This window comes from Streptomyces sp. NPDC046876 (assembly GCF_040645035.1).
Classification (GTDB): Bacteria; Actinomycetota; Actinomycetes; order Streptomycetales; family Streptomycetaceae; genus Streptomyces.
In genome coordinates, this window is sequence record NZ_JBEYXK010000010.1 from 24,686 (window position 1) to 45,831 (window position 21,146).

At 72.1% G+C, this 21,146-nt stretch carries 15 protein-coding genes and 1 pseudogene; 10 read left to right on the top strand and 6 right to left on the bottom strand.

Annotation, left to right across the window (positions count from 1 at the left end; translation table 11 throughout):
- Positions 1–4: 4 nt before the first annotated feature.
- Positions 5–1,069: an NAD-dependent epimerase/dehydratase family protein gene (locus ABZ924_RS08740; RefSeq protein ID WP_361906005.1), complete on the bottom strand. Its 1,065-nt coding sequence runs from the start codon at positions 1,067–1,069 to the stop codon at positions 5–7.
- A 289-nt stretch (positions 1,070–1,358) separates the two neighbouring features.
- Here ABZ924_RS08740 and ABZ924_RS08745 point away from each other — a divergent pair, with 289 nt between their 5' ends.
- Both ABZ924_RS08745 and ABZ924_RS08750 read left to right on the top strand, forming a co-directional pair.
- Positions 1,359–2,618, top strand: coding sequence for a molybdopterin-dependent oxidoreductase (locus ABZ924_RS08745; RefSeq protein ID WP_361906190.1), 1,260 nt, complete (start codon positions 1,359–1,361; stop codon positions 2,616–2,618).
- Positions 2,615–3,166, top strand: a complete 552-nt coding sequence (locus ABZ924_RS08750; protein ID WP_361906007.1) for a hypothetical protein — start codon at positions 2,615–2,617, stop codon at positions 3,164–3,166. The genes ABZ924_RS08745 and ABZ924_RS08750 overlap by 4 nt, the downstream gene beginning before the upstream one ends.
- A 24-nt stretch (positions 3,167–3,190) precedes the next feature.
- Here ABZ924_RS08750 and ABZ924_RS08755 read toward each other — a convergent pair whose 3' ends face one another.
- From ABZ924_RS08755 to ABZ924_RS08775, 5 genes are all read right to left on the bottom strand, one after another.
- A complete protein-coding gene (locus tag ABZ924_RS08755) occupies positions 3,191–5,779 on the bottom strand; it encodes a heavy metal translocating P-type ATPase (protein WP_361906009.1) in 2,589 nt (862 codons plus the stop codon).
- 779 nt (positions 5,780–6,558) lie between these two features.
- Positions 6,559–6,969 carry a four-helix bundle copper-binding protein gene (locus ABZ924_RS08760; RefSeq protein ID WP_361906011.1) on the bottom strand — a complete coding sequence of 137 codons (411 nt, stop codon included), beginning with the start codon at positions 6,967–6,969 and terminating at the stop codon, positions 6,559–6,561.
- A gap of 258 nt (positions 6,970–7,227) precedes the next feature.
- Complete coding sequence (locus tag ABZ924_RS08765) at positions 7,228–8,151, bottom strand: hypothetical protein (RefSeq protein WP_361906013.1); 924 nt, start codon at positions 8,149–8,151, stop codon at positions 7,228–7,230.
- Between the two features lie 100 nt (positions 8,152–8,251).
- Positions 8,252–8,563 carry a hypothetical protein gene (locus ABZ924_RS08770; protein WP_361906015.1) on the bottom strand — a complete coding sequence of 104 codons (312 nt, stop codon included), beginning with the start codon at positions 8,561–8,563 and terminating at the stop codon, positions 8,252–8,254.
- A 232-nt stretch (positions 8,564–8,795) separates the two neighbouring features.
- Entirely contained in the window at positions 8,796–9,383 is a 588-nt protein-coding gene (locus tag ABZ924_RS08775; RefSeq protein WP_361906017.1) for a TetR family transcriptional regulator, read from the bottom strand.
- A 106-nt stretch (positions 9,384–9,489) separates the two neighbouring features.
- Here ABZ924_RS08775 and ABZ924_RS08780 point away from each other — a divergent pair, with 106 nt between their 5' ends.
- The 8 genes and pseudogenes from ABZ924_RS08780 to ABZ924_RS08815 all read left to right on the top strand — a co-directional run bounded on the left by ABZ924_RS08780 (position 9,490) and on the right by ABZ924_RS08815 (position 21,145).
- On the top strand, positions 9,490–10,350 hold the full coding sequence (locus tag ABZ924_RS08780; protein ID WP_361906019.1) for a methyltransferase domain-containing protein: 861 nt from the start codon (positions 9,490–9,492) through the stop codon (positions 10,348–10,350).
- 72 nt (positions 10,351–10,422) lie between these two features.
- Positions 10,423–10,692 (top strand): annotated as a pseudogene (locus ABZ924_RS08785) (oxidoreductase); the annotation flags it as partial.
- Positions 10,693–11,161: 469 nt separating this feature from the next.
- The gene (locus ABZ924_RS08790) at positions 11,162–12,121 is read left to right on the top strand and encodes a Rieske 2Fe-2S domain-containing protein (RefSeq protein WP_361906021.1); all 960 of its coding nucleotides are present in this window, start codon (positions 11,162–11,164) and stop codon (positions 12,119–12,121) included.
- Positions 12,122–12,179: 58 nt separating this feature from the next.
- The gene (locus ABZ924_RS08795; RefSeq protein WP_361906023.1) at positions 12,180–13,523 is read left to right on the top strand and encodes an acyltransferase domain-containing protein; all 1,344 of its coding nucleotides are present in this window, start codon (positions 12,180–12,182) and stop codon (positions 13,521–13,523) included.
- A 77-nt stretch (positions 13,524–13,600) separates the two neighbouring features.
- Positions 13,601–18,517, top strand: coding sequence for an SDR family NAD(P)-dependent oxidoreductase (locus ABZ924_RS08800; protein WP_361906025.1), 4,917 nt, complete (start codon positions 13,601–13,603; stop codon positions 18,515–18,517).
- A complete protein-coding gene (locus ABZ924_RS08805) occupies positions 18,514–19,215 on the top strand; it encodes a 4'-phosphopantetheinyl transferase superfamily protein (RefSeq protein WP_361906027.1) in 702 nt (233 codons plus the stop codon). The genes ABZ924_RS08800 and ABZ924_RS08805 overlap by 4 nt, the downstream gene beginning before the upstream one ends.
- A complete protein-coding gene (locus tag ABZ924_RS08810) occupies positions 19,212–19,769 on the top strand; it encodes an acyl-CoA thioesterase (RefSeq protein ID WP_361906029.1) in 558 nt (185 codons plus the stop codon). Before ABZ924_RS08805 ends, ABZ924_RS08810 begins: the two co-directional genes overlap by 4 nt.
- Positions 19,766–21,145, top strand: coding sequence for an FAD-dependent monooxygenase (locus ABZ924_RS08815; RefSeq protein WP_361906031.1), 1,380 nt, complete (start codon positions 19,766–19,768; stop codon positions 21,143–21,145). The genes ABZ924_RS08810 and ABZ924_RS08815 overlap by 4 nt, the downstream gene beginning before the upstream one ends.
- The last annotated feature ends 1 nt before the right edge of the window (position 21,146 follow it).

Genomic DNA, 21,146 nt, shown 5'->3' on the forward strand with positions numbered 1-21,146 from the left:
GGCTTCAGCCGACGGCGCCCGCCGACGCCCGCTGACCGGACCGGGCGAACTCCGCCATCCCGCCGGCGAAGCCCACCTGCGGGCGCCACCCCAGGTCGTCGCGCAGCCGGGCGGAGTCCGCGGTGATGTGCCGTACGTCGCCGAGGCGGAACTCGCCCGTGACCACCGGCGCGGGCCCGCCGTGCGCCGCGGCGAGCTCGGAAGCCATCTCGCCGACCGTGTGCGGCTCCCCGCTGCCGGTGTTGTACGCGGTCAGCCTTCCGGAGGGCATGCCGCCGATGGCCTCCAGAGCCACCACGTTCGCCGAGGCCACGTCCGTGACGTGGACGAAGTCCCGCCGTTGCGCGCCGTCCTCGAAGACGCGGGGTGCTTCGCCCCTGGCCAGCGCGGACCGGAAGAACGAGGCCACTCCGGCGTAGGGGGTGTCGCGGGGCATCCCCGGCCCGTACACGTTGTGGTAGCGCAGCGACACCGCACGGCCCTGCGTGCAGCGGGCCCAGGACGCCGCCAGGTGTTCCTGGGCCAGTTTCGTCGTCGCGTACACGTTCCGCGGATCCGTCGGCGCGTCCTCGCCGACCAGGCCCGGCGCGAGCTCGGCTCCGCAGTCGGGGCAGCGGGGCTCGAAACGCCCTGCCTCGAGGTCCTCGGTCCGCCGCGGCCCGGGGCGTACCGTGCCGTGCCGCTCGCAGGCGTAGCGGCCCTCCCCGTAGACCACCATCGACCCGGCGAGGACGAGCTCCCCGACCCCGGCCGCGGCCATCTCCGCCAGCAGTACCGCCGTCCCGAGGTCGTTGCAGCCGACGTACTCGGGGGCGTCCGCGAAGTCCTTGCCCAGGCCGACCATCGCCGCCTGGTGGCACACCGCGTCCACTCCGCGCAGCGCCGTCCGGACCGCGTCGGGGTCCCGTACGTCGGCCCGGACGAACTCCGCATCGGGCAGGGGCGGGGTCCCGGGGTGGGCGGCGGTGAGCAGGGCGTCGAGGACGACGGGGTCGTGCCCGCGGGCCTTGAGGGCGGTGACGATGTGGGAGCCGATGAACCCGGCCCCTCCGGTGACGAGTACGCGCATGCTCCGGACGCTACGCAGTGCGGGAGCAGCCGGGGTCTGCGACGCGTGCACGTAAGACTTCCGTCATGTCCGCGGGCCGGTCCCGTGGTCGTGCCCGAAGGGCCCGGCCCGACCTGCGGGACTCCCGGTCGGCGTGTCACGAGACCTCCGGTACGCGCCGTGCGGCATGTTCTCGTAGGCGGGGGCGGCTCGGTGAGCCCGGGAGCGGAAGCTGCGGAGGTGCCCCGTGGACGAGAGCGGTGACGTGAAGGGCGGCGGGAGCGCCCGCCTGCGGACGGCCGCGGCGTCCGTGTGGGCCACCGGCCCGCAGCGCGGCCCGACGCATCCGGAGTTCTGGCGCAGCCCGCTGAGGGGACCGTGGCTGACCGCCGTGTTCGGGGTCGTCCTGCTGATCGGCGTCACGGTCCTCTTCGTGACGGGTCTGCTGTCGTACGCCGCGTACGACCCGGATCTCGCCGCGGTGAACGACCAGACCCCGGACAAGGCGCGGCTCGGCTTCTACCTCTTCCCCTGGCCGACGTCCCCGTACTGGCTCTACCGGGTCACGCAGGGACTGCACGTCACGCTCGGGGTCGTGCTCGTGCCCGTGCTCCTGGCGAAGCTGTGGTCGGTGATCCCCAAGCTCTTCGCCTGGCCGCCCGTGCGCTCGGCGGCGCAGGCCGCCGAGCGGCTCTCCCTGCTCCTGCTGGTGGGAGGTGCCGGGTTCGAGTTCGTCACCGGCATCCTCAACGTGCAGCTCCACTACGTCTTCCCGGGCTCCTTCTACACGCTCCACTTCTACGGTGCCTGGGTGTTCATCGGCGCCTTCGTCGTCCACGTGTCCTTCCGGCTGAAAAGGGCCGTGCGGGCCCTGCGCGCCGGGCCGCGGCAGCCGCCGCCCGACAGTGAGGAGGCGGCGGGACTGGTTTCGCCCCGCCCGGCCGAACCCACGATCACCCGGCGGGGGGCGCTGGGGATGGTCGGGCTGGGTTCGCTGGCGCTGCTCGTGGTGACCGCCGGGCAGAGCGTGGACGGGTGGTTGCGGCGGACGGCGCTCCTGGCGCCGCACGGTCAGGACCCGGGATCCGGCCCGAACGGTTTCCAGATCAACAAGACCGCCGCCTCGGTCGGCATCCGCGCCACCGACATCGGGCCGGCCTGGCGGCTGACCGTACGCGGCGCCGGCCGCCGGATCGACCTGACCTACGCCCGGCTGCTGGACATGCCCCAGAGCCAGGCGCGGCTGCCCATCGCCTGCGTGGAGGGCTGGTCGACTTCCGACCAGCAGTGGAGCGGGGTCCGGCTCACCGAGCTGGCCGCCCTCGTCGGCCTCGGCGCCGAGCACGCCCCGGAGGTCCTGGTCGAATCCGTCCAGCGCGGTGGACCGTTCAGCTCGGTCGTCCTGAGTACCGGCCAACTCCGGGACGAGCGCTCCCTGTTGGCCGTACGGGTCAACGGGGCCGTCCTCTCCCGCGACCACGGCTACCCCGCCCGGGTGATCGTCCCCGGCGCCCCGGGTGTCCACAACACCAAATGGGTCACCCGACTCACCTTCCGGGAACCCTCATGAAACCGCCCACGGCCCAGGCGGCCAGGACCGCCTTCCGCCGCCGCTACGGTGCCTCCCCCCTCCACCTGCTCCTCGTCCTCGCCTCCTTCGCCCTGGCCTGCTACGCGGGCGTGCGCCTGCTCAAGGGAGACGCCCTGGGTGTGGCCGTGTGGTTCGTGGGGGCCGCACTCCTGCACGACCTCGTCCTCCTGCCGCTGTACGCCGTCACCGACCTGGCCGTCCAGCGCGTCCTGGGCCACCGCTCGGGGGAGGGTGAGGGAGAGGTGAAGGTGAAGGGGAAGGTCGGCCCGCGGGCAGCGGTCAACCACGTCCGGGTGCCCGCCTTCGTCTCCGGCGTCCTGCTGCTGGTGTACTGGCCGCTGGTACTGCGCCAGGTCGGCCATTACACGGTCACCACCGGCCTGCCGGCCGACGTCTTCCCGGGACGGTGGCTGCTGATCACCGCCTGCCTGTTCGCCGCTTCGGCGACCGTCCTCGCCGTGCGGCTCTGGAACGGCGGCAGGGAAGCGCGCAGGGCCCGTGCCCGGGCGCGCAGAGCCGGGAAATGACGCCGCCGTCGCGGATCAGGCTGATCAGAGGGAACGCCTCAGCAGCATGGGGCGGCTGAGGGATGCGGTGTGGTCGGCCGGAGTCTCGACCCGGGGCTCGACGCGGGCCGGTGCGGTGTGCGGTAGGGGAGCGGGGCGCCAGCGGCGCAGGCGAGAGGCGTTGGTCACGACGGACAGGGAGCTCAGTGCCATGGCCCCGGCCGCAATGATCGGGCTGAGGCGGATGCCCCACAGGGGGTAGAGGGCGCCGGCGGCGAGGGGGACGCCGATGGCGTTGTAGACGAGGGCGAAGAACAGGTTCTGGCGGATGTTGCGCATGGTGGCGCGGGAGAGGCTGACGGCGGTGGCGACTCCGGTGAGTGAACCGGAGATCAGGGTGATGTCGGCGGCTTCGATGGCGACGTCGGTGCCGGTGCCGATCGCGAGTCCCACGTCGGCGGCGGCCAGGGCGGGGGCGTCGTTGATGCCGTCGCCGACCATGCCGACGGTGCGGCCTTCGGCTTGAAGCTGACGGATCTCGTCGGCCTTGTGTTCGGGCAGCACCTCCGCCAGCACCCGGCCGATGCCGACCTGGGCGGCGATCGCGGCGGCGGTACGCGCGTTGTCGCCGGTGAGCATGACCACCTCGATGCCGAGGCGTTGGAGGGCGGCGACGGCGTCCGCGGAGTCGTCCTTGACGGTGTCGGCCACGGCCAGGACGCCCGCCGGCCTGCCGTCGATCCCGGCGAGCACGGGCGTCTTCCCCTCGGCCGACAGGCGCGCCGCCTCCGTGCTCAGCGAGCCGGTGCCGATGCCGGCGCCGGCCAGGAGGCGGGGGGCGCCCACGAGGACCGTGTGGCCGTCGACGGTCGCCTTGACGCCTTGGCCGGTGACGGAGTCGAAGTCGGAGACGGAAGCGGTCGGCGAGGTCACGCCGCGTTCGCGGGTGCCGGCGACGATGGCCTGTCCGAGCGGGTGTTCGCTCGGTTCCTCGGCCGCGGCCACCAGCCTCAGCAGCTCGGTTTCACCGGTGCCGTCGGCGGTGTGCACGTCGGTGAGGACGGGCTTTCCGGCGGTGACGGTACCGGTCTTGTCGAGGACGACGGTGTCCAGCTTGTGCGCGGTCTCCAGGGCCTCGGCGGAGCGGATGAGGATGCCGGCCCGGGCCCCCTTGCCGGTGCCGACCATCACCGACAGGGGGGTGGCCAGCCCGAGCGCGCAGGGGCAGGCGATGATCAGCACGGCGACGGCTGAGACGAGGGCCAGGGTGAGGGCCGGGGCGGGCCCGAGGGTGAACCAGACGGCGAACGTGGCGACGGCGATGGCGATGACCGCGGGCACGAAGTAGGCGGAGACGGCGTCGGCGAGGCGCTGGATGGGCGCCTTGGACGCCTGCGCGGCCTGTACGAGGCGGATGATCTGGGCGAGCATCGTGTCCGAGCCGACCTTGGCGGCGCGTACGCACAGGGAGCCGGTGGTGTTGACGGTGGCGCCGATGACGGTGTCCCCGGCGCGCTTGGTGACCGGCATCGGCTCGCCGGTGACCATCGATTCGTCGATGGCGGAGGATCCGGTCAGGACGTCGGCGTCGACGGGGATCTTCTCACCGGGCCGGATCACGATCTCGTCGCCGACGGTCACGTCCTCGACGGGGATCTCGCTCTGCGCACCGTCCCGTACGACGCGCGCGGTGCGGGCCTGGAGCCCCAGCAGGGAACGGATGGCCTCGCCCGTGCCGGCCTTCGCGCGGGCCTCCAGCAGTCTGCCGAGCAGGATGAGGGTGAGGATGACGCCGACGGCCTCGTAGTACACCTCGCGCACGTCCGCCGGAAGGAGGCCGGGGGCGAGGGTGACGAGGAGGCTGTAGCCGTAGGCGGCGCTCGTGCCGAGGGTGATCAGTGAGTTCATGTCGGCGCTGCGGTGGCGCAGGGCGAGCCAGCCGGTCACGTGGATCGGCCACCCGGTGTAGAACATCACCGGGGTGATCAGGGCCAGCTGGAGCCAGTGGTTCAGCATCCATCCCGGTACCCAGTCGGCCCCGAACAGCTCGTGCGCCATCACCGCGAACAGCACCGGGGAGGTGAGCACCGCACCGGTCACGACCCGGCGGGTCAGGTCCGCGATCTCCGCCTGCCGCTCGGCGGTGTCGGCGGCCTCCGCCTCGGCCGCCGACCGCTCCACGGCGGCTGCCGGGGCGCCACCGGGCGCGGTGGTGGCCCGGTGGGCAGCTGGTGGGGGTGACGTGGATTCCGGCTGGCCGTCCGGTTCGACGAGCAGGGTGCCATGGATCATGTTCATGCCGCAGGCGAAGCCGAACGTGCCCGGTGTGTCGGGGCTCAGGCGCACCGTGGTGCGTGTGTGGGCGGGCAGCCCGGCGCTCACGTGCAGATCCGGGAACACGACCCGGGAGGTGCACTCCCCGGACTCCTGTCGGTCGAAGACCAGCTCCAACGGCGTGCCCTGGCGGACCTTGATCAGGTTCGGGCTGTAGCCGCCCCGCACGACCACGTCCACCCGCTGCACCCCGTCCTCCAGCCGGGCGGATCCGGCCCGGCGGGGGCCGAAAAAGTACCAGCCCAGCCAGCCGATCACCGCCACGGCGGCCACGACGACCACGACGTCAAAGGCGCCCACGGGCTCTCGCCTCCCTGTTCGGCCCGTCCCTTCCAGCATGCGCCCGCCGGCGGTGCTGCGCGGCAAACCCGGTCCGTGACACCGGTCCGCCGTCGCTCCTGCCCCGGTCGGAGGGCCGGGGCAGGAGCCGGGTCAGTGGCTGTGCGCGCGGCCGTCGCCCGAACCCGGCGCCTTCCGGCCGGGCTGTCCCGCACCGGACGAGACCGGCCGCACGGAGGTGGCGGCCGGTGCGGCGGGCTGTACGGCGGGAGCGTGCCCGTCCTCGTGGCCGGGCTCCTCCGCACCGCCGTGGCCGTGCCCGGCCCCGGGTGCCTTCTCCAGGGACGCCGCGACCTCGCGCAGGCCGAGGAAGGCGAACGCGGCGGGCGATACGGGTGTAGCGGGCGGGGTCGAGGGGGTGGTGGACGACGGCGCCGCTGATGAGTCCGGCGCCGACGAAGCAGCCGATGTATCCGAGGTAGCGGGCGGCCAGTGACCGGCGGCGGGCCTGGCGGACGTTCTCCTTGCGGCGGGCCGCCCGACCGGTCGGCGGCGGGGCGTCGGAGTCGGGCGTACGGGCGTCGAGGGCACAGCAGGCGCAGCGGACCCGCCGAGGGGCGGGTCCGCTGCCTACCGGATGCAGGGTGGGCCGAGCACACGCCACGACCCTGTCCCGCAGCTCGCCCGGCCCGGTCGCGGGGCCTGCTCCGTCGCCGTCCGAACCGGTGATCTCGTCGGACTCGGGCAACCCGACGCAGGCCGCCGAGAGTGACGGTTCCTTCCGGTTCCGGGCTCGGTGGTCAGCCGAGAGCACCGAGGAGGTCGTCGCACGCCTTCTGGCAGGAGCGGCACGCTTCCGCGCAGATGCGGCAGTGCTCGTGCATGTCGGCGTGTGCGGCGCATGCGTCCGCACAGGCCTTGCAGGCGGTGGCGCAGGCGGTGAGGATCGCGCGGGTGATGTTGGCGTCGTAGCCGGTGTGGCGGGAGAGGACTGCGGCGGTGGCGCTGCAGATGTCGGCGCAGTCCATGTCGGTGCGGATGCACTTGGCCAGGTCCCCGACCATGCCCTCGGAGAGGCAGGCGTCCGCGCACGCCGTGCACGCCTGGGCGCAGGCGATGCATTCCTCGATGCAGCGGGTCAGCTTCGCCTGGTCGATGTCGCCGAGGTCGGCGGGGTAGGTGGCGAGCATGTCTTTGACGGTGCTGGACATCGCGGCAGCCTCCTTCTCGCCGCGGGCCGGCGGGCCGGGCGGCCGCGCCCGGAAGGGACCCCGGCATGGTGCGGCTCACCTCCAGCGTGGCGCGCAAATGTGCTCGAGGCACCCCAGCAGCAGAGTGGCCCCCCACGCGGTGTGCCCGCCGAAGCGCCGACGAGGCAACGTGGCGAACGGTGGCTGCCGGCCCCCTCGGCATGCTGACGCCGACCGGGGCAGGGCGGGCGCCGCGGTTGCGGACGGCGCCCGCCGAGATCAGCCGACGTGCAGGGTCAGGGCGGCGGTGTGGAGCTTCCCGCCGGTCTGGAACTGGAGGAACAGCCGCCAGTTGCCCGCGGTGGGCAGCTCGGCGTGGAAGGCGAGGTCAGGCCCGCCGTTGTCGCCGGTGACCTGGGTGGTCGGGTGCAGGTGGGCGAACGCCTGGTCGCCTTCGTGGAAGGCGGTCAGGTGGGCGTAGGTGTCCAGGTACGGCTGGAGGTCGGTGACCGGCTTGCCGTCCTTGGAGAACGAGACGGTCAGGGGGTGTGCCATGCCCGCCACGGGCCGGCCCTGCACGGTGATCGTGTAGCCGTCGGCCTCGGCCGTGGCCGCCGGGGCGGGCAGCGGGGTCTCGGCGACGTCGCCGGGAACGGTCACCGTGCGCGACAGCACCAGGTCCTTGCCCTTGCCGCTCCCGCTGTCGGGGGTGAAGGAGGTGAACATCCGCCAGGTCCCGGGCGTGAGGGCGGCCAGGTCGGCGGTCCAGGCGCCGTCGGGGGCCATGACGGGGTGGATGTGCTGGAAGCCGGTCAGGTCGGAGCGGATGGCGTAGAAGTGCATCCGCTGGGTCTGCTCGAGCGCGAATGCCGTGACCGGCTTGCCGTCCGGACCACTGATCGTGAACCGGTACGCGGCCGGATTGCCGGAGGTCGGAGTCGTCTCCGGCGAGGTGAGGCGGTAGCCGTCCCGGCTGTCGGACAGGCCGGAGCCCGCGGCGGCCGTGTGATCCATGCCGGGCATGTCACCCATCGACGACGACGCGCTGGGCGAGGCGGAGGAGTGGGTGCCGTGGTCCATACCGGGCATGGACGAGGAGTCGTCGGTCGAACCGCAGGCGGCGAGGGTCAGGGCCAGAACGACGGCGGTGCCGGCCGCGGCCAGAGCGCGGCGACGGACGGTGAAGCGGTGGAAAGCGGACATCGCGAAGTCTTTCCGGGTGGGCGCACCACAGCGGTGGCGCGCGGGAACGTGAAAGGGGCGGCGCCTGAGCCGACCGGTGGCCGGGGCTCGGCGGTGCCCGTCACGTCCGCGCGATGCAGACCCGATTCAGCAGATCTCGCCCGCCGTCAGGCGGGCCGCGCCGTCCGGTCCCGCCTCCGGCTGCCCGCAGGCGCGCCGACAGCCCGGCCACGAGCGCCGCGAAGACGGCCACGGCCAAGGAGCCGGGGGCCGGCAGCAAGAGCCGTTCGTGTGCGGGGGTGGAGACGCACGACCCTCCGCCCGTGCCCGGCATCGGGGATGCCTCGAGGGTCGCTCCATGGCCGGTGGCCTCGGCCGCCGGGCTCATCGCCGCGTGGCGGTGGCCGTCGTCCATGGGAGTGACGTGGGACATTGCACTGTGACAGCCCTCGGCGGCAGTGGCCGGCGCGCCGTGCATAAGGAACAGGCCGAGCAGAACCGCGCACACGGCCATCAGCCGGCCGATGCCCCGTCTGCTGAGCTGTCCGCTGCTCACCGTTCTACGCCTTCGATCCCTGTCGCCTGTGGACTGATGAGCTCCCACGATACCCCGGCGGGGTACCGCGCGGCGACGCGATGTCGCTGTTCAGCCAGGGCGGTGGATGTCACGCCGTACGGACCAGCGCGCGGATGATTCGCTCCACCTGGGCCCGAGAACCCGGCGCCGCATCGGCCGAGCCGGTCATCAGCAGGTGGTGCAGTGTCCCCACGAGCGCGAGCGCCACCGACTCCACATCCAACGGCGTCGCGACCCTCCCGAGTTCCTGCTCCGCCCGCAGGTAGCCGCTGACCGCCTCCTGGATCGCGGTGAACCCCGGGGCACCGGCCTGCCAGGCCTCCCGGACGCGCCGGGCGGCCAGCGGCCGGGTCACCGCCAGCCCCACCAGACCCGGATCCAAGGACAGCACCGCTGAGGCCACGTCCGCGAGGTTCTCTCCCACGGAACCGGTACCCGCTCTGGAGGGCAGGTCTTCCGACAGCGCGGCGGCCGCCCCGAACCGGTACAGGACCAGTTCGGCGACGAACTCGTCCAGCCCGGCGAAGTGCGCGTGCAGCACCCCCTTGGCGCACTCGGCCTCCTCGGTGACGGCCCGGCTCGTCAGCGCCGCGGCCCCGTCCCGGGCCAGGACGCGCTCTGCTGCCGCGAACAGCCGCTCCCGCAGGCCTTCGATGGCTACTCCGCGCGGTGACATCAACTTCCTCCTGAAGTAAAGGCGTTGCAAGTATGGGCGAGCGCCCATATTCTTTGGGCGTGCGCCCATTCTAGGGCTCGCGCTACCCAATCGGAGGTCATTGCGCATGCAGCAGACCAAGACCGCCAACACCGCGAACACCTCCCAGGCCCAGGCATGGAACGGCTACGAAGGCGCGCACTGGGCCGCCCACCACGACCGCTGGAACGCCGTCAACGCCGGTTTCAACGAGGCGCTGCTGACGGCCGCGTCGATTCGTCCCGCAGGGCGCGTTCTCGACATCGGCTGCGGCGCGGGCGCGACCACCCGCCTGGCCGCCCGTGCGGCGGGGCAGGGCCACGCCGTCGGCCTTGACCTCTCCGGCCCCATGCTCGAGCAGGCCCGGACGGTCGCCGCTGAAGAAGGCATCACCAACATCTCCTTCACGCACGGCGACGCCCAGGTCCACGACCTGCCCCGAGCCGCCTTCGACGTCGCGATGAGCCGCTTCGGCATCATGTTCTTCTCCGATCCCGCCGCTGCGTTCGCCAACATCGCCTCCGCCCTGCGTCCGGGTGGGCGCATCGCCTTCCTGAGCGCGGCAGAGCCCGAAGGGAACGAGTGGCTGACCGCGCTCACCGCGCTCAAGGACGTCCTGCCGATCGGCGGCTTCGGGGCACCCGGTGGACCGGGCATGTTCTCCCTCGCCGACCCCGACACCGCAACCGGCCTGCTCCGTACGGCGGGTCTGCAGAACGTGCGCGCCGAACACGTCCAGGCGCACGGGACCTGGGGTCGAACCGCCGCGGAGGCTGCGGACTTCCTCCTCGACTCCGGCCCGGGCCGGCACCTCCTCGGCTCGGTCGACCCCGCCGCCCAGGCCCTTGCGCGGCGCCGCCTGACCGAAGACCTCGGTGCTCACGAGAGCGGCGGCGCGATCCGACTCCGCAGCACCGGGTGGCTCCTGACCGCCACTAGCGCCGCCTGACCGTCCGAAACGGGCGAGCGGCCACCGCCCAGGAACCTCACGTCACGTGAGGTTCCTGCCAGCCTGGACAGCCTGGACAGCCTGGAGGGGCGCGGCGAGGGCGGCAGCGTGCTGGTCGTCCTGGACGGGCTGACGGCATCGAGACCGCCACCGAGATCGCCGAGTCCAGGCCCGGCCTGTCGGTGGCGCTGGTCGCCCGCAGTGAGCTGGGCGCCGCGCTCTGCGCCGGAGGCCGCGGCCATTTGCGCGAGACGTGCGCCCGGCTGGGCATCACGGTTCTGGAGCACACCGGTGTCGAAGCCGTCAGCCACCCGGGTGCTGTGCGCCGACGGCACCGTCCTGGCCCTTCTCGTCGACGAGTTCAAGACCATCTGCCGAGGGCGCTGACTCAGGCAGGCGAAGCAGCCGTGTCGGGACAAGGTCACCGGGCGCCCCCTTGGATCGAACCGTCAGTTCACCAGGGAAAGCTGCACAGCGGCCTGCCCGGCTTTCAGGGGAAAGTGCATCCGCGTGAATGCGTGGACACGGTGCACTTTCCGCCAAAATCCGATACGACACAGGCGCAACACCATCCCGCTCGTTTGGCTGTTCGAGCCGGGTGGGCATCGATGGAAAGGCGCGTCGGCGCATTCGTGACAGCAGGCAGGTGTTTGTCGGTGTGGCCGGTCCGGCGAACTGATCGTCCGTTTCCGGCGTCCCGTGAGGAGGAATCCAGATGAGCGGCTGGCGGAATCACCTCGTCAGGCGGGAGTCTCCAAGACTGCCTTACGCCAGTGGTGAGGCTCCGCTTCCCGGTCCCGAGGGCTGGGTCATGCTCGCACCGTCCACCGAGCTTCGCCCGGGCGATGTCGTCACCAAGCGTCTGATGGGCGAAGACGTCGTCGTCTACCGCACCCGCGCCGGCCGTGTCAGGGTCGTCCGTCCGTACTGCCCCCATCTGGGCGCGCACCTGGGCTGCGGCGGGAAGGTGGACGGCGAGAACATCGTATGCCCCTTCCACCACTTCGCTTTTGGACCGGAAGGCGATATCGCGCGCCTTGGTCCGGGCTACACCGGAAAACCTCCGAAGGACGGTCTCACCGTCCTGCCGAGCGAAGAAGTCAATGATGGTATCTTCGCCTGGACCGGAAAGTCCCACGCGAAGGCCCCCTGGCGAATTCCCTCCCTCCTCGACGACCGGGGTTCGCGTGCCCGGTTCACGGTCCTTGATCTGCATTCCCACCCGCAGGAGATATTCGAGAACATCGTCGACGTCGGCCACGTCCGTGCGCTGCACGGGTACACCGACATGGAGCACGCCAGGCCCCCGGTCACGGACGGGCACACATATTCCGTGCCCCTCCGGTTCGTCCGCCCCTTTCCGCCGTTCGGCAAGCTCAAGGGCGAAACCGAGGTCACCATGTACGGTCTGGGATTCACTCACGCCCGGTCCTGCGTACCCGAAATCGGCCTGGAAGTCACGGTGATACTTGCCCCACGCCTGGTCGAACCCTGGCGCGTACATCTCACCCTCGGCGTCAGCGTGCTCCTGGCTCCCCCGGTCCGCCCCTTCAACCGCCTGCCCCAGTCGTTCCTCCGCACCTTCGCAACCGCTGCCACCCCCCTGAACCTGCGCGTGGTCGCGGCGGACCTCTACGGCGACGTACCGGTGTGGAACTCGAAGATCTACGCATCCCCGCCCCGGCTCGCCGCGGGCGACGGCCCCATCGGCGCATACCGCCACTGGGCTCGGCAGTTCTACCCGGCCGAGAGCGGCGGAGCCGGCTTCTGACTCGTCTGTCACCCGAATTGCAAGACATTCTTGCTGTCTGAAAGGTGGTCGGTTTGGCATGCCCTACACGGCAATTCAGTTCCCGGGACTCGGCGGTTATGTACCCGGCAGTCTGCGACACCTGGTCGCGGTCGACTTCCGCGTCAAGGAACTGCTGAGCGAGGTGGACCAGGCAGCGAGGGAGTACGGCGTCCCTCCGGTGTCCGTCACCCTCATCGATCCCGACGGACCGGACATCGAGGAGCTGGCGCAGACTCCGACCCGCCTGCATCTGGCCTCGCTCGCCTCGGGACTCGCCCTGTACGCGGCGCTCGTTGCACGCGGTCGCCCCGGCGACGTGCTGGTCGGTCACAGCACGGGTGAGCTCACGGTGCTGGCCGCTGCTGGCTGCCTGTCCGCCTACGACGCCGCCCGGGTGATCTGCGAGCGGGAAATCGCGCTGGCCGAGGGGGATTTCGCGGGCGGCCTCACGGCGCTGCGGATCGGCGCGCGACGGGCCGAGCACTTGTGCGGGGCGGTGGGCGGCTGGTCGCTGCAGCCCTCCCTTTTCAACGCCCCGCAGCAGACGGTGGTGTCCGGCAGTGCCGAGGAGCTGCCCCTCTTGGAGAAGGCGGCCCGCGCGCTGGGCATCCAGGCCACCAGGCTGCTCGTGGTGTACCCGCACCACAATCCCGTGCTCGCCGGGGCCGCCCGGCAGGTGGCCCGGTCCACGACCACCTATCGGATACAGGAGCCACACGTGCGCGTTTTCTCCCCGCTCCTGGGTCAGCCGGTGCGCACGGCCGGAGACGTACGAAGGATCATTGACCGGCACCTGATCGATCCCGTCTTCTTCGTCGAGGCCTTACGGGAGTTGCACGCCTCCCATGGCGTCGGACGGTTCCTGGAAGTGGGGCCCAGGGCGCTCCTCACCCCTTGTGCCGCCGAGTCGCTGCCGCCGGACGTGGAGCTGCTCGGGCCGCCGCCGGGAACCACCGAAGGGTCCGCGATCCTTGACGAGTTGATGCGTCAACGGTCCGGCGGCTCTGCGCCGTCCGTGACCGCAGCGACGGCAGCTCCGGCCCCTCCCACCCCTGCGGCCCTGTCGGCACACTCGACGGCGTCCTCCAGAAGGCTGCCCGAGCGCGATGTCCTCGTCGCGGAGCTCCGCGGGACGTTCGCCGACGCGTTGGGCTATCCCGAGGAGGTCTTCACCGAGGAAGCGCATCTGGAGGCGGACCTCGGCATCGCCTCGGTGAAGAGGACCGAGCTCCTCGTGGGGCTGCTCGACCGGTACGACCTTCCGACGCCGCCTGCGGACCTGAGGGTCCGGGACTACAACACGTTGCCGAAGCTCGCCGACCTCATGCTCCTGCTGGCCGCCGAGGACACGGATCCAAGCGAGAGCGGCAGGGCCGCATGAGCCGGCCTCCCGTGGCAGAGGCCGCCGACGCCGTGCCAAACACCGGCTCCGCTCCGCAGGCGCATTCAGAGCATGAGATGTCCCGGGCTGTCGCGGTGGTCGGCATGGGGATCGTCGTGCCCGGCGCCACCAGCCCGGAGGAGTTCTGGAAGGTGCTGCTCCAGGAGCGGCACATGTTCGGCCGGCCCGGACACATCAGCCTCGACAACTGGTACTCGCCCGACCCCGATGCCGAGGACAAGTCCGCCATCAGAAGCGGCGGCTATCCGCGGACCATCCCCGTGTACCCGGACGACGCCGCCGTGCGCCTGGACCGTACGGGCCTGCTGCTGCGCCACTGTGTGCGGCAGGCCCTCGCCGATCCGGTACGCAGGCGGTCCGACCGGATGGGAGCCTACGTCGCGCTGCCGCCCGGCAGCCTCGCCCTGGAGGAATCCACACTGTGTGCGGCGGCCGCGGACGCACTCGAAGGTGCCGGCCGGGGCGGAGAAGGCACAGGCGAACTGCTGCGGGAGCGGCTCGCCGCGCACTATCCGCACGCCGCGGAACATCCGCGGCAGGCGTTCGCCGACCAGGTGATCCGAGGCGCGTGCGCCGGGCTGCTGCCCGGCGGCAGCGAGATGCAGGCAGTCGACTCCGCCTGCTCTTCCTCCCTGTACGCCATTGACCTCGCGGTCAAGGCCTTGCTGGCCGGTGAGCGGGATCTGGTGGTGTGCGGCGGGGCGAACACCGGACCGCGGCGCGATCTCGTCCTCTTCTCCAAAGCGCGGGGATTCTCGCGCAGCGGCCAGTTGCGCGCCTTCGACAGTGATGCCGACGGGACGCTGTTCTCGGACTCGGCCGCGGTGATCGCGCTCAAGCGCCTGGACCGGGCGTTCGACGACGGAGACGAGGTCCTCGGCCTCTTGGGCGGATTCGGTGCCTCGGTCGACGGTACGGGGAGTTTGGTGGCCCCCGACCCGGAAGGGCAGAAGCTGTCGGTGCGCCGTGCACGCGGGGTGGGTGCCCTCAAGCCGTCGGATGTCGACTGGATCGTGGGACACGGCAGTGGGACCCCTGTGGGCGACACGGCGGAGCTGGAGGGTCTTGCCGAACTCGCGGGGGATTCCACCCAGTTGATCACTTCCAACAAGCCACTGGTGGGGCACGGGGCTTGGGCGGCCGGTGCGGTCTCGGTCGTCCACGTCCTGCTCGCGTTGCGCCACGGGGCCATCCCCGGCGAGCGCTTCTTCTCCCGCCTGCCCGACGGCATCCGCGCGGGCAAGCTGATCGTTCCACGCGTCGACACCCCATGGCGCTCACGCAGCGACCGTGTGCGTACGGCCGGCATCTGCGCGTACGGCCTCGGAGGCGGCAATGCCCACCTTCTCGTGCACGGTCCCGAAGCGGTGCGCGGACCCGTGACGCAAGCGGGTACGGGAGCCGGGGAAAACGGCCCCGGGGCCGCCGACGATCCGGTGGTACTGGTCGGCTGGAGCGCACACCTGCCCGGGGAACCGTCCGCACAGGACGTCACGGACTGGTTGTCGGGCCGCGGCCCGGCACCGGCCGCCACCTTCGGCGAGGTGTACCCGCTCCCGCCCTTCCGGCAGCTGCGGATGCCCCCGGTCACCGCACGCAGCATCGACCGTACGCACCTGATGGCGATCTCTGCCGCAGCACGGTTCGTCGAGGAGCACGGCGAGCTGTGGGATCCCTGCCGCGCCACCACCGGCGTGTTCACGGGCCACACGGGTCCCACCCGTGCCATGACCGAGTACACCGTCCGAGTAGCCGCCGATGATCTCCTCGCGGTGGCCGAGGCGGCCTGCGGCCGACAGGGCCGGGAGTCGATGCACGCGTTCCTCGACCGCCTGCGTGAGCGTCTGCCCGCGGCGAGTGATGCGAGCATGCCGGGCCAGCTCACCAACATGATCTCCTGCCAGATCGCCAACCGACACCGGTTGCACGGCATGGCGCTTGCCCTGGATGCCGGCCGCTCCTCCACCCAGGCCGCCCTCCACACCGCCGGCCGCTACCTCGCCTCCGGGGAGCTGGACATGGCTCTCGTCGTGGGGGTCGGCGGTCACTCCGGGCCGCTGGCCGACGCACTGACGGAAACCTCCGCCTCCCTGGCCGAAGGCGCCGTCGTCATGGCCCTGACCCGCAAGTCCCTGGCGGACCGGCAGGGCTGGCGCTGCCTCGCCCGCATCACCACCACCGCGTGCCCGGCCGACGAAGCCGACCGGGACTGCCCCGAGACGGGTGCCGACGCGGAGGCCGCTGAGATCGGACCGCCCGAGTGCTCTCGTGACTACCAGGGAGCGGAGGGCGCCCTCTCCGTGCTCCGTGCCGTCCACTGCGGGCTGCCCATTGCCGTGGTACGCAACGCCGACCAGGGACCGCGCGTCGTCGTGCACCCCTTGGGCGCGGATTCAGGAGTGTCCGGCGCGGACACGCCCGCCGGGCGGCAGGGCACCACCCCCTCGAAGACCGCGTCCGAGGGGTCACGGGCACCCGCGCGGGGCAGGCCCGCGACGCCACCGTCGACCCTCGTGGACCGCGCCGTGATCGCCTACCGGCGGCGTGACGCGGTCTCCGTCGAGTCCCGAGCCCGCGACGATGCGCTCGGCCCGGCGATCCGGCCCAGCTCCCTCATCCTCGTACATTCCGCAGCCCTCGCCCGGGACCTCGCCCCTCTGGCCCGCAAGCACGGCGCCCGGATCGTCAGCTGCGACCCCCGTACAGAACCCGACGAGGTGGTCGCCGTGGCCGGGCCCCACGAGGAAGCGGCCTCGTCCACCGGAGCGGTCCGGGACGCGGTGGGCGGCCCTCATCTGCTGGTCATCGCCTCGGCCCGCCAGCCGGAGAGCGTCTGGCCCGCACCGCCGCCCTCGTCACTGCTGAGGTTGCAGGAGTGTCTGTTGGCCGCTGTGCGGGAGATGAGACCCGGCGTGTCCGGCACTGTCGAGGCCCTGCTGCTCGATCCGCTGCGCGGCCACACCACCCACCCGCACCTGACCCTCGTCACCGGATTCCTGCGCAGCCTGGCCCTCGAACTATCCTGCCCCGTCCACGCGGTGGTCACCGACGCTGCCCTGGAAGCCGGGCTCGAACAGCTCGCCGCCGAGCGCTCGGTACGGCGCGAGGGGACGGTCGTCCAATACCGCCAAGGACTGCGCCATGCCGAAGTGGTCATTCCCGCGCCGCTCCCCGCCGCACGCGCTGCTGCCCCACTGCCCCTCGACAGCGACTCGGTGGTGGTCGCCACCGGCGGTGCCCGGGGCGCCACGGCCGTGGCCGTCACCGCGCTGGCCCGGCGGGTCCGCCCCCGCGTCTGGCTGCTGGGCACCACCCCCGCCGACGGCGTGCCACCGGAGCTGCTCGATGTCCCCGACGACGAGCTCACCCGAGCACGCCGCGCCTACCTCAGACGAGAACTCGCGGCCCGACCGGGCACGCCGATCGGCGACCTCAACCGGCAGTTCGACGCGCTGCTCCGCGCCCGCGAGATCCATTCGACACTGCGCGAACTGCGCGGGCTGTGCGGCCCGGACCGCGTCCACTACCTGGTGTGCGATCTACGTGACCGCGAGCAGGTCATGCACGCCGCACGGCAGATCCACGCGTACGAAGGCGAAGTCGACCTGCTGATCCACGGCGCCGGACTGATCCGGTCGTCCGCCGTCACCGAGAAGTCACTGGACGACTTCCGCGCCGTACGCGACACCAAGGTCGCCGGATACCACCACCTCAAGGAGGCCTTCGCCTCCCCGGCCCCACGGCTGTGGTGCACCTTCTCCTCCGCGAGCGCCCTGACCGGCGGTGCGGGCGACACCGACTACTCGGCGGCCAACGAGTACGTGCTCGCAGCGGCCCACGCCGAACACGGTCGTCGCACGGACGAGTTCGCCGTCGCCTGGGGGCTGTGGCGGGACACCGGCATGGTGAAGGACGTGGCGGGCGACATCGCACGGCGGCTCGGCATCGACGGCATGAGCAACACCGAAGGAGCCGCTGCCTTCCTGGCCGAACTCTCCTCGCCACGCCCTCTCGAAGCCGCGCCCGTACTCGGGCCGCGGCCGGGCCGGGCGGAGAGCGACAGGGCGGACGCCGGTCCCGCGCCCAGACCGTCCGGCGGGCTGCTCGGCGCCCCGGAGACCGCCGGGCCGACGGGCGCCGGCTGGTTCTGGCGGCCCGACCCCGACCGGGACACCTACCTCGCCGAACACCTCGTCGAAGGACGACCGTTGCTGCCCGCCGTGATGATGCTCGCGCTGGCCGCCGAGGCGGCCCGTCAGCTGTCGCGCGGCGCGGACGTGACCGGATTCCGGGACCTCACCGTTCATGAGCCCCTGTACACCTCCCCCCGGGGTTCCTCGGTCACCTGCCGGATCACGGCCGAGTGGGCCGGCCCGAACCGAGTCCGGGTCGAACTCCACTCCGACCTGGCCACTCGGCGCGGCCGGATCCTGCTCCGGGACCGCCCGCACTGCCGGGTCGACGTGGTCTTGGGCACCCGGCCGCACCCACCTGCGCCACCACCCCCTGCCGTGCTCCCTCCGCTGGAGGACTGCCCGACAGCCCGGCCCGACAGCTCGGTCCAGCTCTCCGGCGTGTGGCGGACCAACCTGTACCCCGCCGCGGACACCGAGGCGGCCGAGGCGCTGTGGCACCCTCGTCTGGAACCCGACGGGGTCTTTGCCCGTCTCGCCGTACCGGCCCTGCTCATCGACTCGACCGCGCGGCTCTTCCGCTACCCGCCCCTGCCGAGTGGGGAGCACGTCATGGGCGTACCGGTGTCCATCGCGGGCATCGACCTGTTCACAGGCGCCACCGACACCGAGCTCGCCGCCGCCCACCCCGAAGGGCTGCGCCTGCGCTACCGCACCGCGGACGACCGGGCGGTCGCCGTGGCGCGGGACGGCACGGTCCAACTCGCCGTCACCGGCCTCAAACTGCATGTCACGGACCGGTTCCCGGCCACCATCCGGTACCCGGAGTGGGGGCCGTGACCAGGCCGACGACAAGCTGCCCGCCGGACGTGCTGTGGCTCGGTCTCGACCGCCCCGCCTACTCCTGGTGGCCGCTGCTCGACGCCCGCGAACGCCGCCGCGCCCGTGCCCTGCCCTGCCCGCTGGTACGCAGGCGCTTCATCGTCCGGCGAGGCATGGTGAAACAGGTGCTCGCCCACCGGACCGGGCTGCCCCCGGCGGAGTTGACGATCCACACGGACGCCAGGGGCAGGCCGATGGTCACGGCGTACCCGCGCCTGCGGTTCAGCGTCTCCCATTGTGGACCGCTCGCTGTCCTCGCCGTGAGCGGGAACGGCTCCCAGGTGGGCGTCGATGTCGAACGCGTCAGCGGCCATCGGGTCACCCCGCGCATGCTGGCCTACACCCTCACCCCGTCCGAGCAGCACTTCCTCGCCCGGCTCCCGTCCCGTGAACGCATCCGCGCGTTCCATGCCGTGTGGACCGCGAAGGAAGCGGTCGCCAAGGCCACCGGGCGTGATCTCGCCTCCTGCTTCACCCGGATCGACGTGGCCCTCGGTCCGGCGGGAAGTCACGGCGGGCTTTCGGCCGGGCAGCATCTGGCCCGCGATCTCACCCGTCCGTCGGCCGCGTGGATCATCACCCGGCCCGCCGCGCCTCTCCCCGGCTACGCCACCGCCCTCGTCACCTTGCCGACCAGCCAGGAAGAACGACCATGACGTACCTCGACAGCCGGACGGCCGCCCCGGACGGCTTCCCGCCCGCGGCCTTCCCGGAGACCGCCGGTTTCACCATCGAGCACGTCGTCACCGCGGGGGACACCAGCGCCGTCGGCCCCGTCTACTACGCCCGCCTCATCGACTGGCAGGGACGCTGCCGCGAGCAGGCGGGCATGGCTGGCGCCCCCGTGTTCAGCTCCGACATCTCCGGCGAGCACGCGATGCTGACCCGCTCGTGCTCTTGCGAGTACGAAAGGGAACTCTGGTTCGGCGACCGGGTCGCCATCCGGGTCACCGTTCCCTGGGTACGGCTGCACCTGATGAAAGGGGAGTTCAGCTTCTACCGGATCTCGGGACCCGGCGACCCGGGAGGGGAACTCGTCGCCCGCGGGGAGCAGATCTGGGCGAGCGCGTACCGGGTCGGCGACCACTACGAGCCCGGTCCCTGGCCCGCGGAACTCGTGCGCTGTGCCGCCCGGCTGGGGGCCGACGTCAGCCGCGCCCAGGTCGAAGAGGCCGACCGGACGGCCCAGAGGTCCGGGGAGGCGCCGTGACCGCGCGCCGGGCGACCCGCCGTGACCATGCGCTCGTCATCGGTGCCGGAATCGCCGGCCTGACGGCCGCCGCCGTCCTCGCCGAGCACTTCGCGCGCGTCACGCTCATCGATGCCGACCTACTCCCGGAGTCTCCCGTCCGGCGCCCGGGCGTCCCACAGGGCGAGCACATCCACGGGCTCCTCGTCGGCGGCCAGCGCACCTTGGAGGAGCTGCTGCCCGGCATCGGCGCCGAACTGCGCCGGGCCGGCGCAGTTCCGGTCGACATGGGCGCCGACTTCCTGCTCGGCACCCGCCACGGCTGGGGCACGCGCTTCCCTTCCGACCTCACCGGCGTTACCGCCAGCCGCGCCCTGTTCGAATGGGCCATCCGTCGCCGCGTCCTCGCCCTGCCCGGCCTCACGCTCCTGCAGAAGCACCGCGTCGACGGGCTTACCGGCGGCCTCGGCGTCGTCCACGCCGCCAGAGTCCGATCCTCGGAAGGCGAAGTGCTCACCCACGAAGCGGACTTCTTCGTCGACGCCACGGGACGTGGCTCTCGCGCCGGCCACTGGCTCGCCGAGCTCGGCTATCCGGAACTCCCGCAGTCCACCGTCGACGCACACGTCACCTACGCCAGCCGCACATACCTGCCACCACGCGAAGCCCCGGACTGGCTCGCCTGCTACCTCATGGTCACCGGTCCACCGCAGACCGGCGGCGGCAGCATCGCCACCATCGAAGGCGGACGCTGGATCGTCACGCTCAACGGGCTCGGCCCCCAAAGCCCCACCGCCGACGAGGCGGGCTTCCTGCCGTACGCCAAGACGCTGCCCCACCCCGTCATCGCCGAAGCGCTCGCCACGGCACAACCCCTCACGCCGGTCGTCACGACCCACGCCACCGCCAGCCGGCGTCGTCACATGGATCGGATGCCCGATCAGCCCGCCAACCTCGTCCTGCTCGGGGACTCCGCCTGCTGCCTCAACCCCGTCTACGCCCAGGGAATGACTGCGGCCATCCACAGCGCGGCGCTCCTGCGGGACTTCCTCCCGCAGCACCTCGAAGACCGTGCCCCCGCCGGCCGCTTCCACCGTCAGCTGGCCGCCATGCTCGACACGTACTGGCTGCTGGCCACCGCCGTCGACCTGCGCCACCCCACCACCCAGGGGGACCCGCCCAGCGGCCTCCAGCGCCTCCTGCCCACCGGGCTGGACCGCCTGCTCGCCGCCGGCACCCGCGACCACCGCGCACAGCACGTCTTCCTCGAAGCCCTCAACATGCTGCGCGGCCCCGCCTCGCTCCTCTCCCCCCAGCTCGTTCTGCGCCTGCTGCGGGCACACACCCCGCAGACCCCTCTGACCGCCTTCGACCCGCCCCCCGCACCACGCCGCTGAC

Excerpts from the sequence above, each read along its gene's own strand:
- ABZ924_RS08740 (WP_361906005.1), bottom strand. The coding sequence starts at position 1,069 with ATGCGCGTACTCGTCACCGGAGGGGCCGGGTTCATCGGCTCCCACATC.
- ABZ924_RS08750 (WP_361906007.1), top strand. The coding sequence starts at position 2,615 with ATGAAACCGCCCACGGCCCAGGCGGCCAGGACCGCCTTCCGCCGCCGC.
- ABZ924_RS08760 (WP_361906011.1), bottom strand. The coding sequence starts at position 6,969 with ATGTCCAGCACCGTCAAAGACATGCTCGCCACCTACCCCGCCGACCTC.
- ABZ924_RS08765 (WP_361906013.1), bottom strand. The coding sequence starts at position 8,151 with ATGTCCGCTTTCCACCGCTTCACCGTCCGTCGCCGCGCTCTGGCCGCG.
- ABZ924_RS08770 (WP_361906015.1), bottom strand. The coding sequence starts at position 8,563 with ATGTCCCACGTCACTCCCATGGACGACGGCCACCGCCACGCGGCGATG.
- ABZ924_RS08775 (WP_361906017.1), bottom strand. The coding sequence starts at position 9,383 with ATGTCACCGCGCGGAGTAGCCATCGAAGGCCTGCGGGAGCGGCTGTTC.
- ABZ924_RS08780 (WP_361906019.1), top strand. The coding sequence starts at position 9,490 with ATGCAGCAGACCAAGACCGCCAACACCGCGAACACCTCCCAGGCCCAG.
- ABZ924_RS08790 (WP_361906021.1), top strand. The coding sequence starts at position 11,162 with ATGCTCGCACCGTCCACCGAGCTTCGCCCGGGCGATGTCGTCACCAAG.
- ABZ924_RS08795 (WP_361906023.1), top strand. The coding sequence starts at position 12,180 with ATGCCCTACACGGCAATTCAGTTCCCGGGACTCGGCGGTTATGTACCC.
- ABZ924_RS08800 (WP_361906025.1), top strand. The coding sequence starts at position 13,601 with ATGTCCCGGGCTGTCGCGGTGGTCGGCATGGGGATCGTCGTGCCCGGC.
- ABZ924_RS08810 (WP_361906029.1), top strand. The coding sequence starts at position 19,212 with ATGACGTACCTCGACAGCCGGACGGCCGCCCCGGACGGCTTCCCGCCC.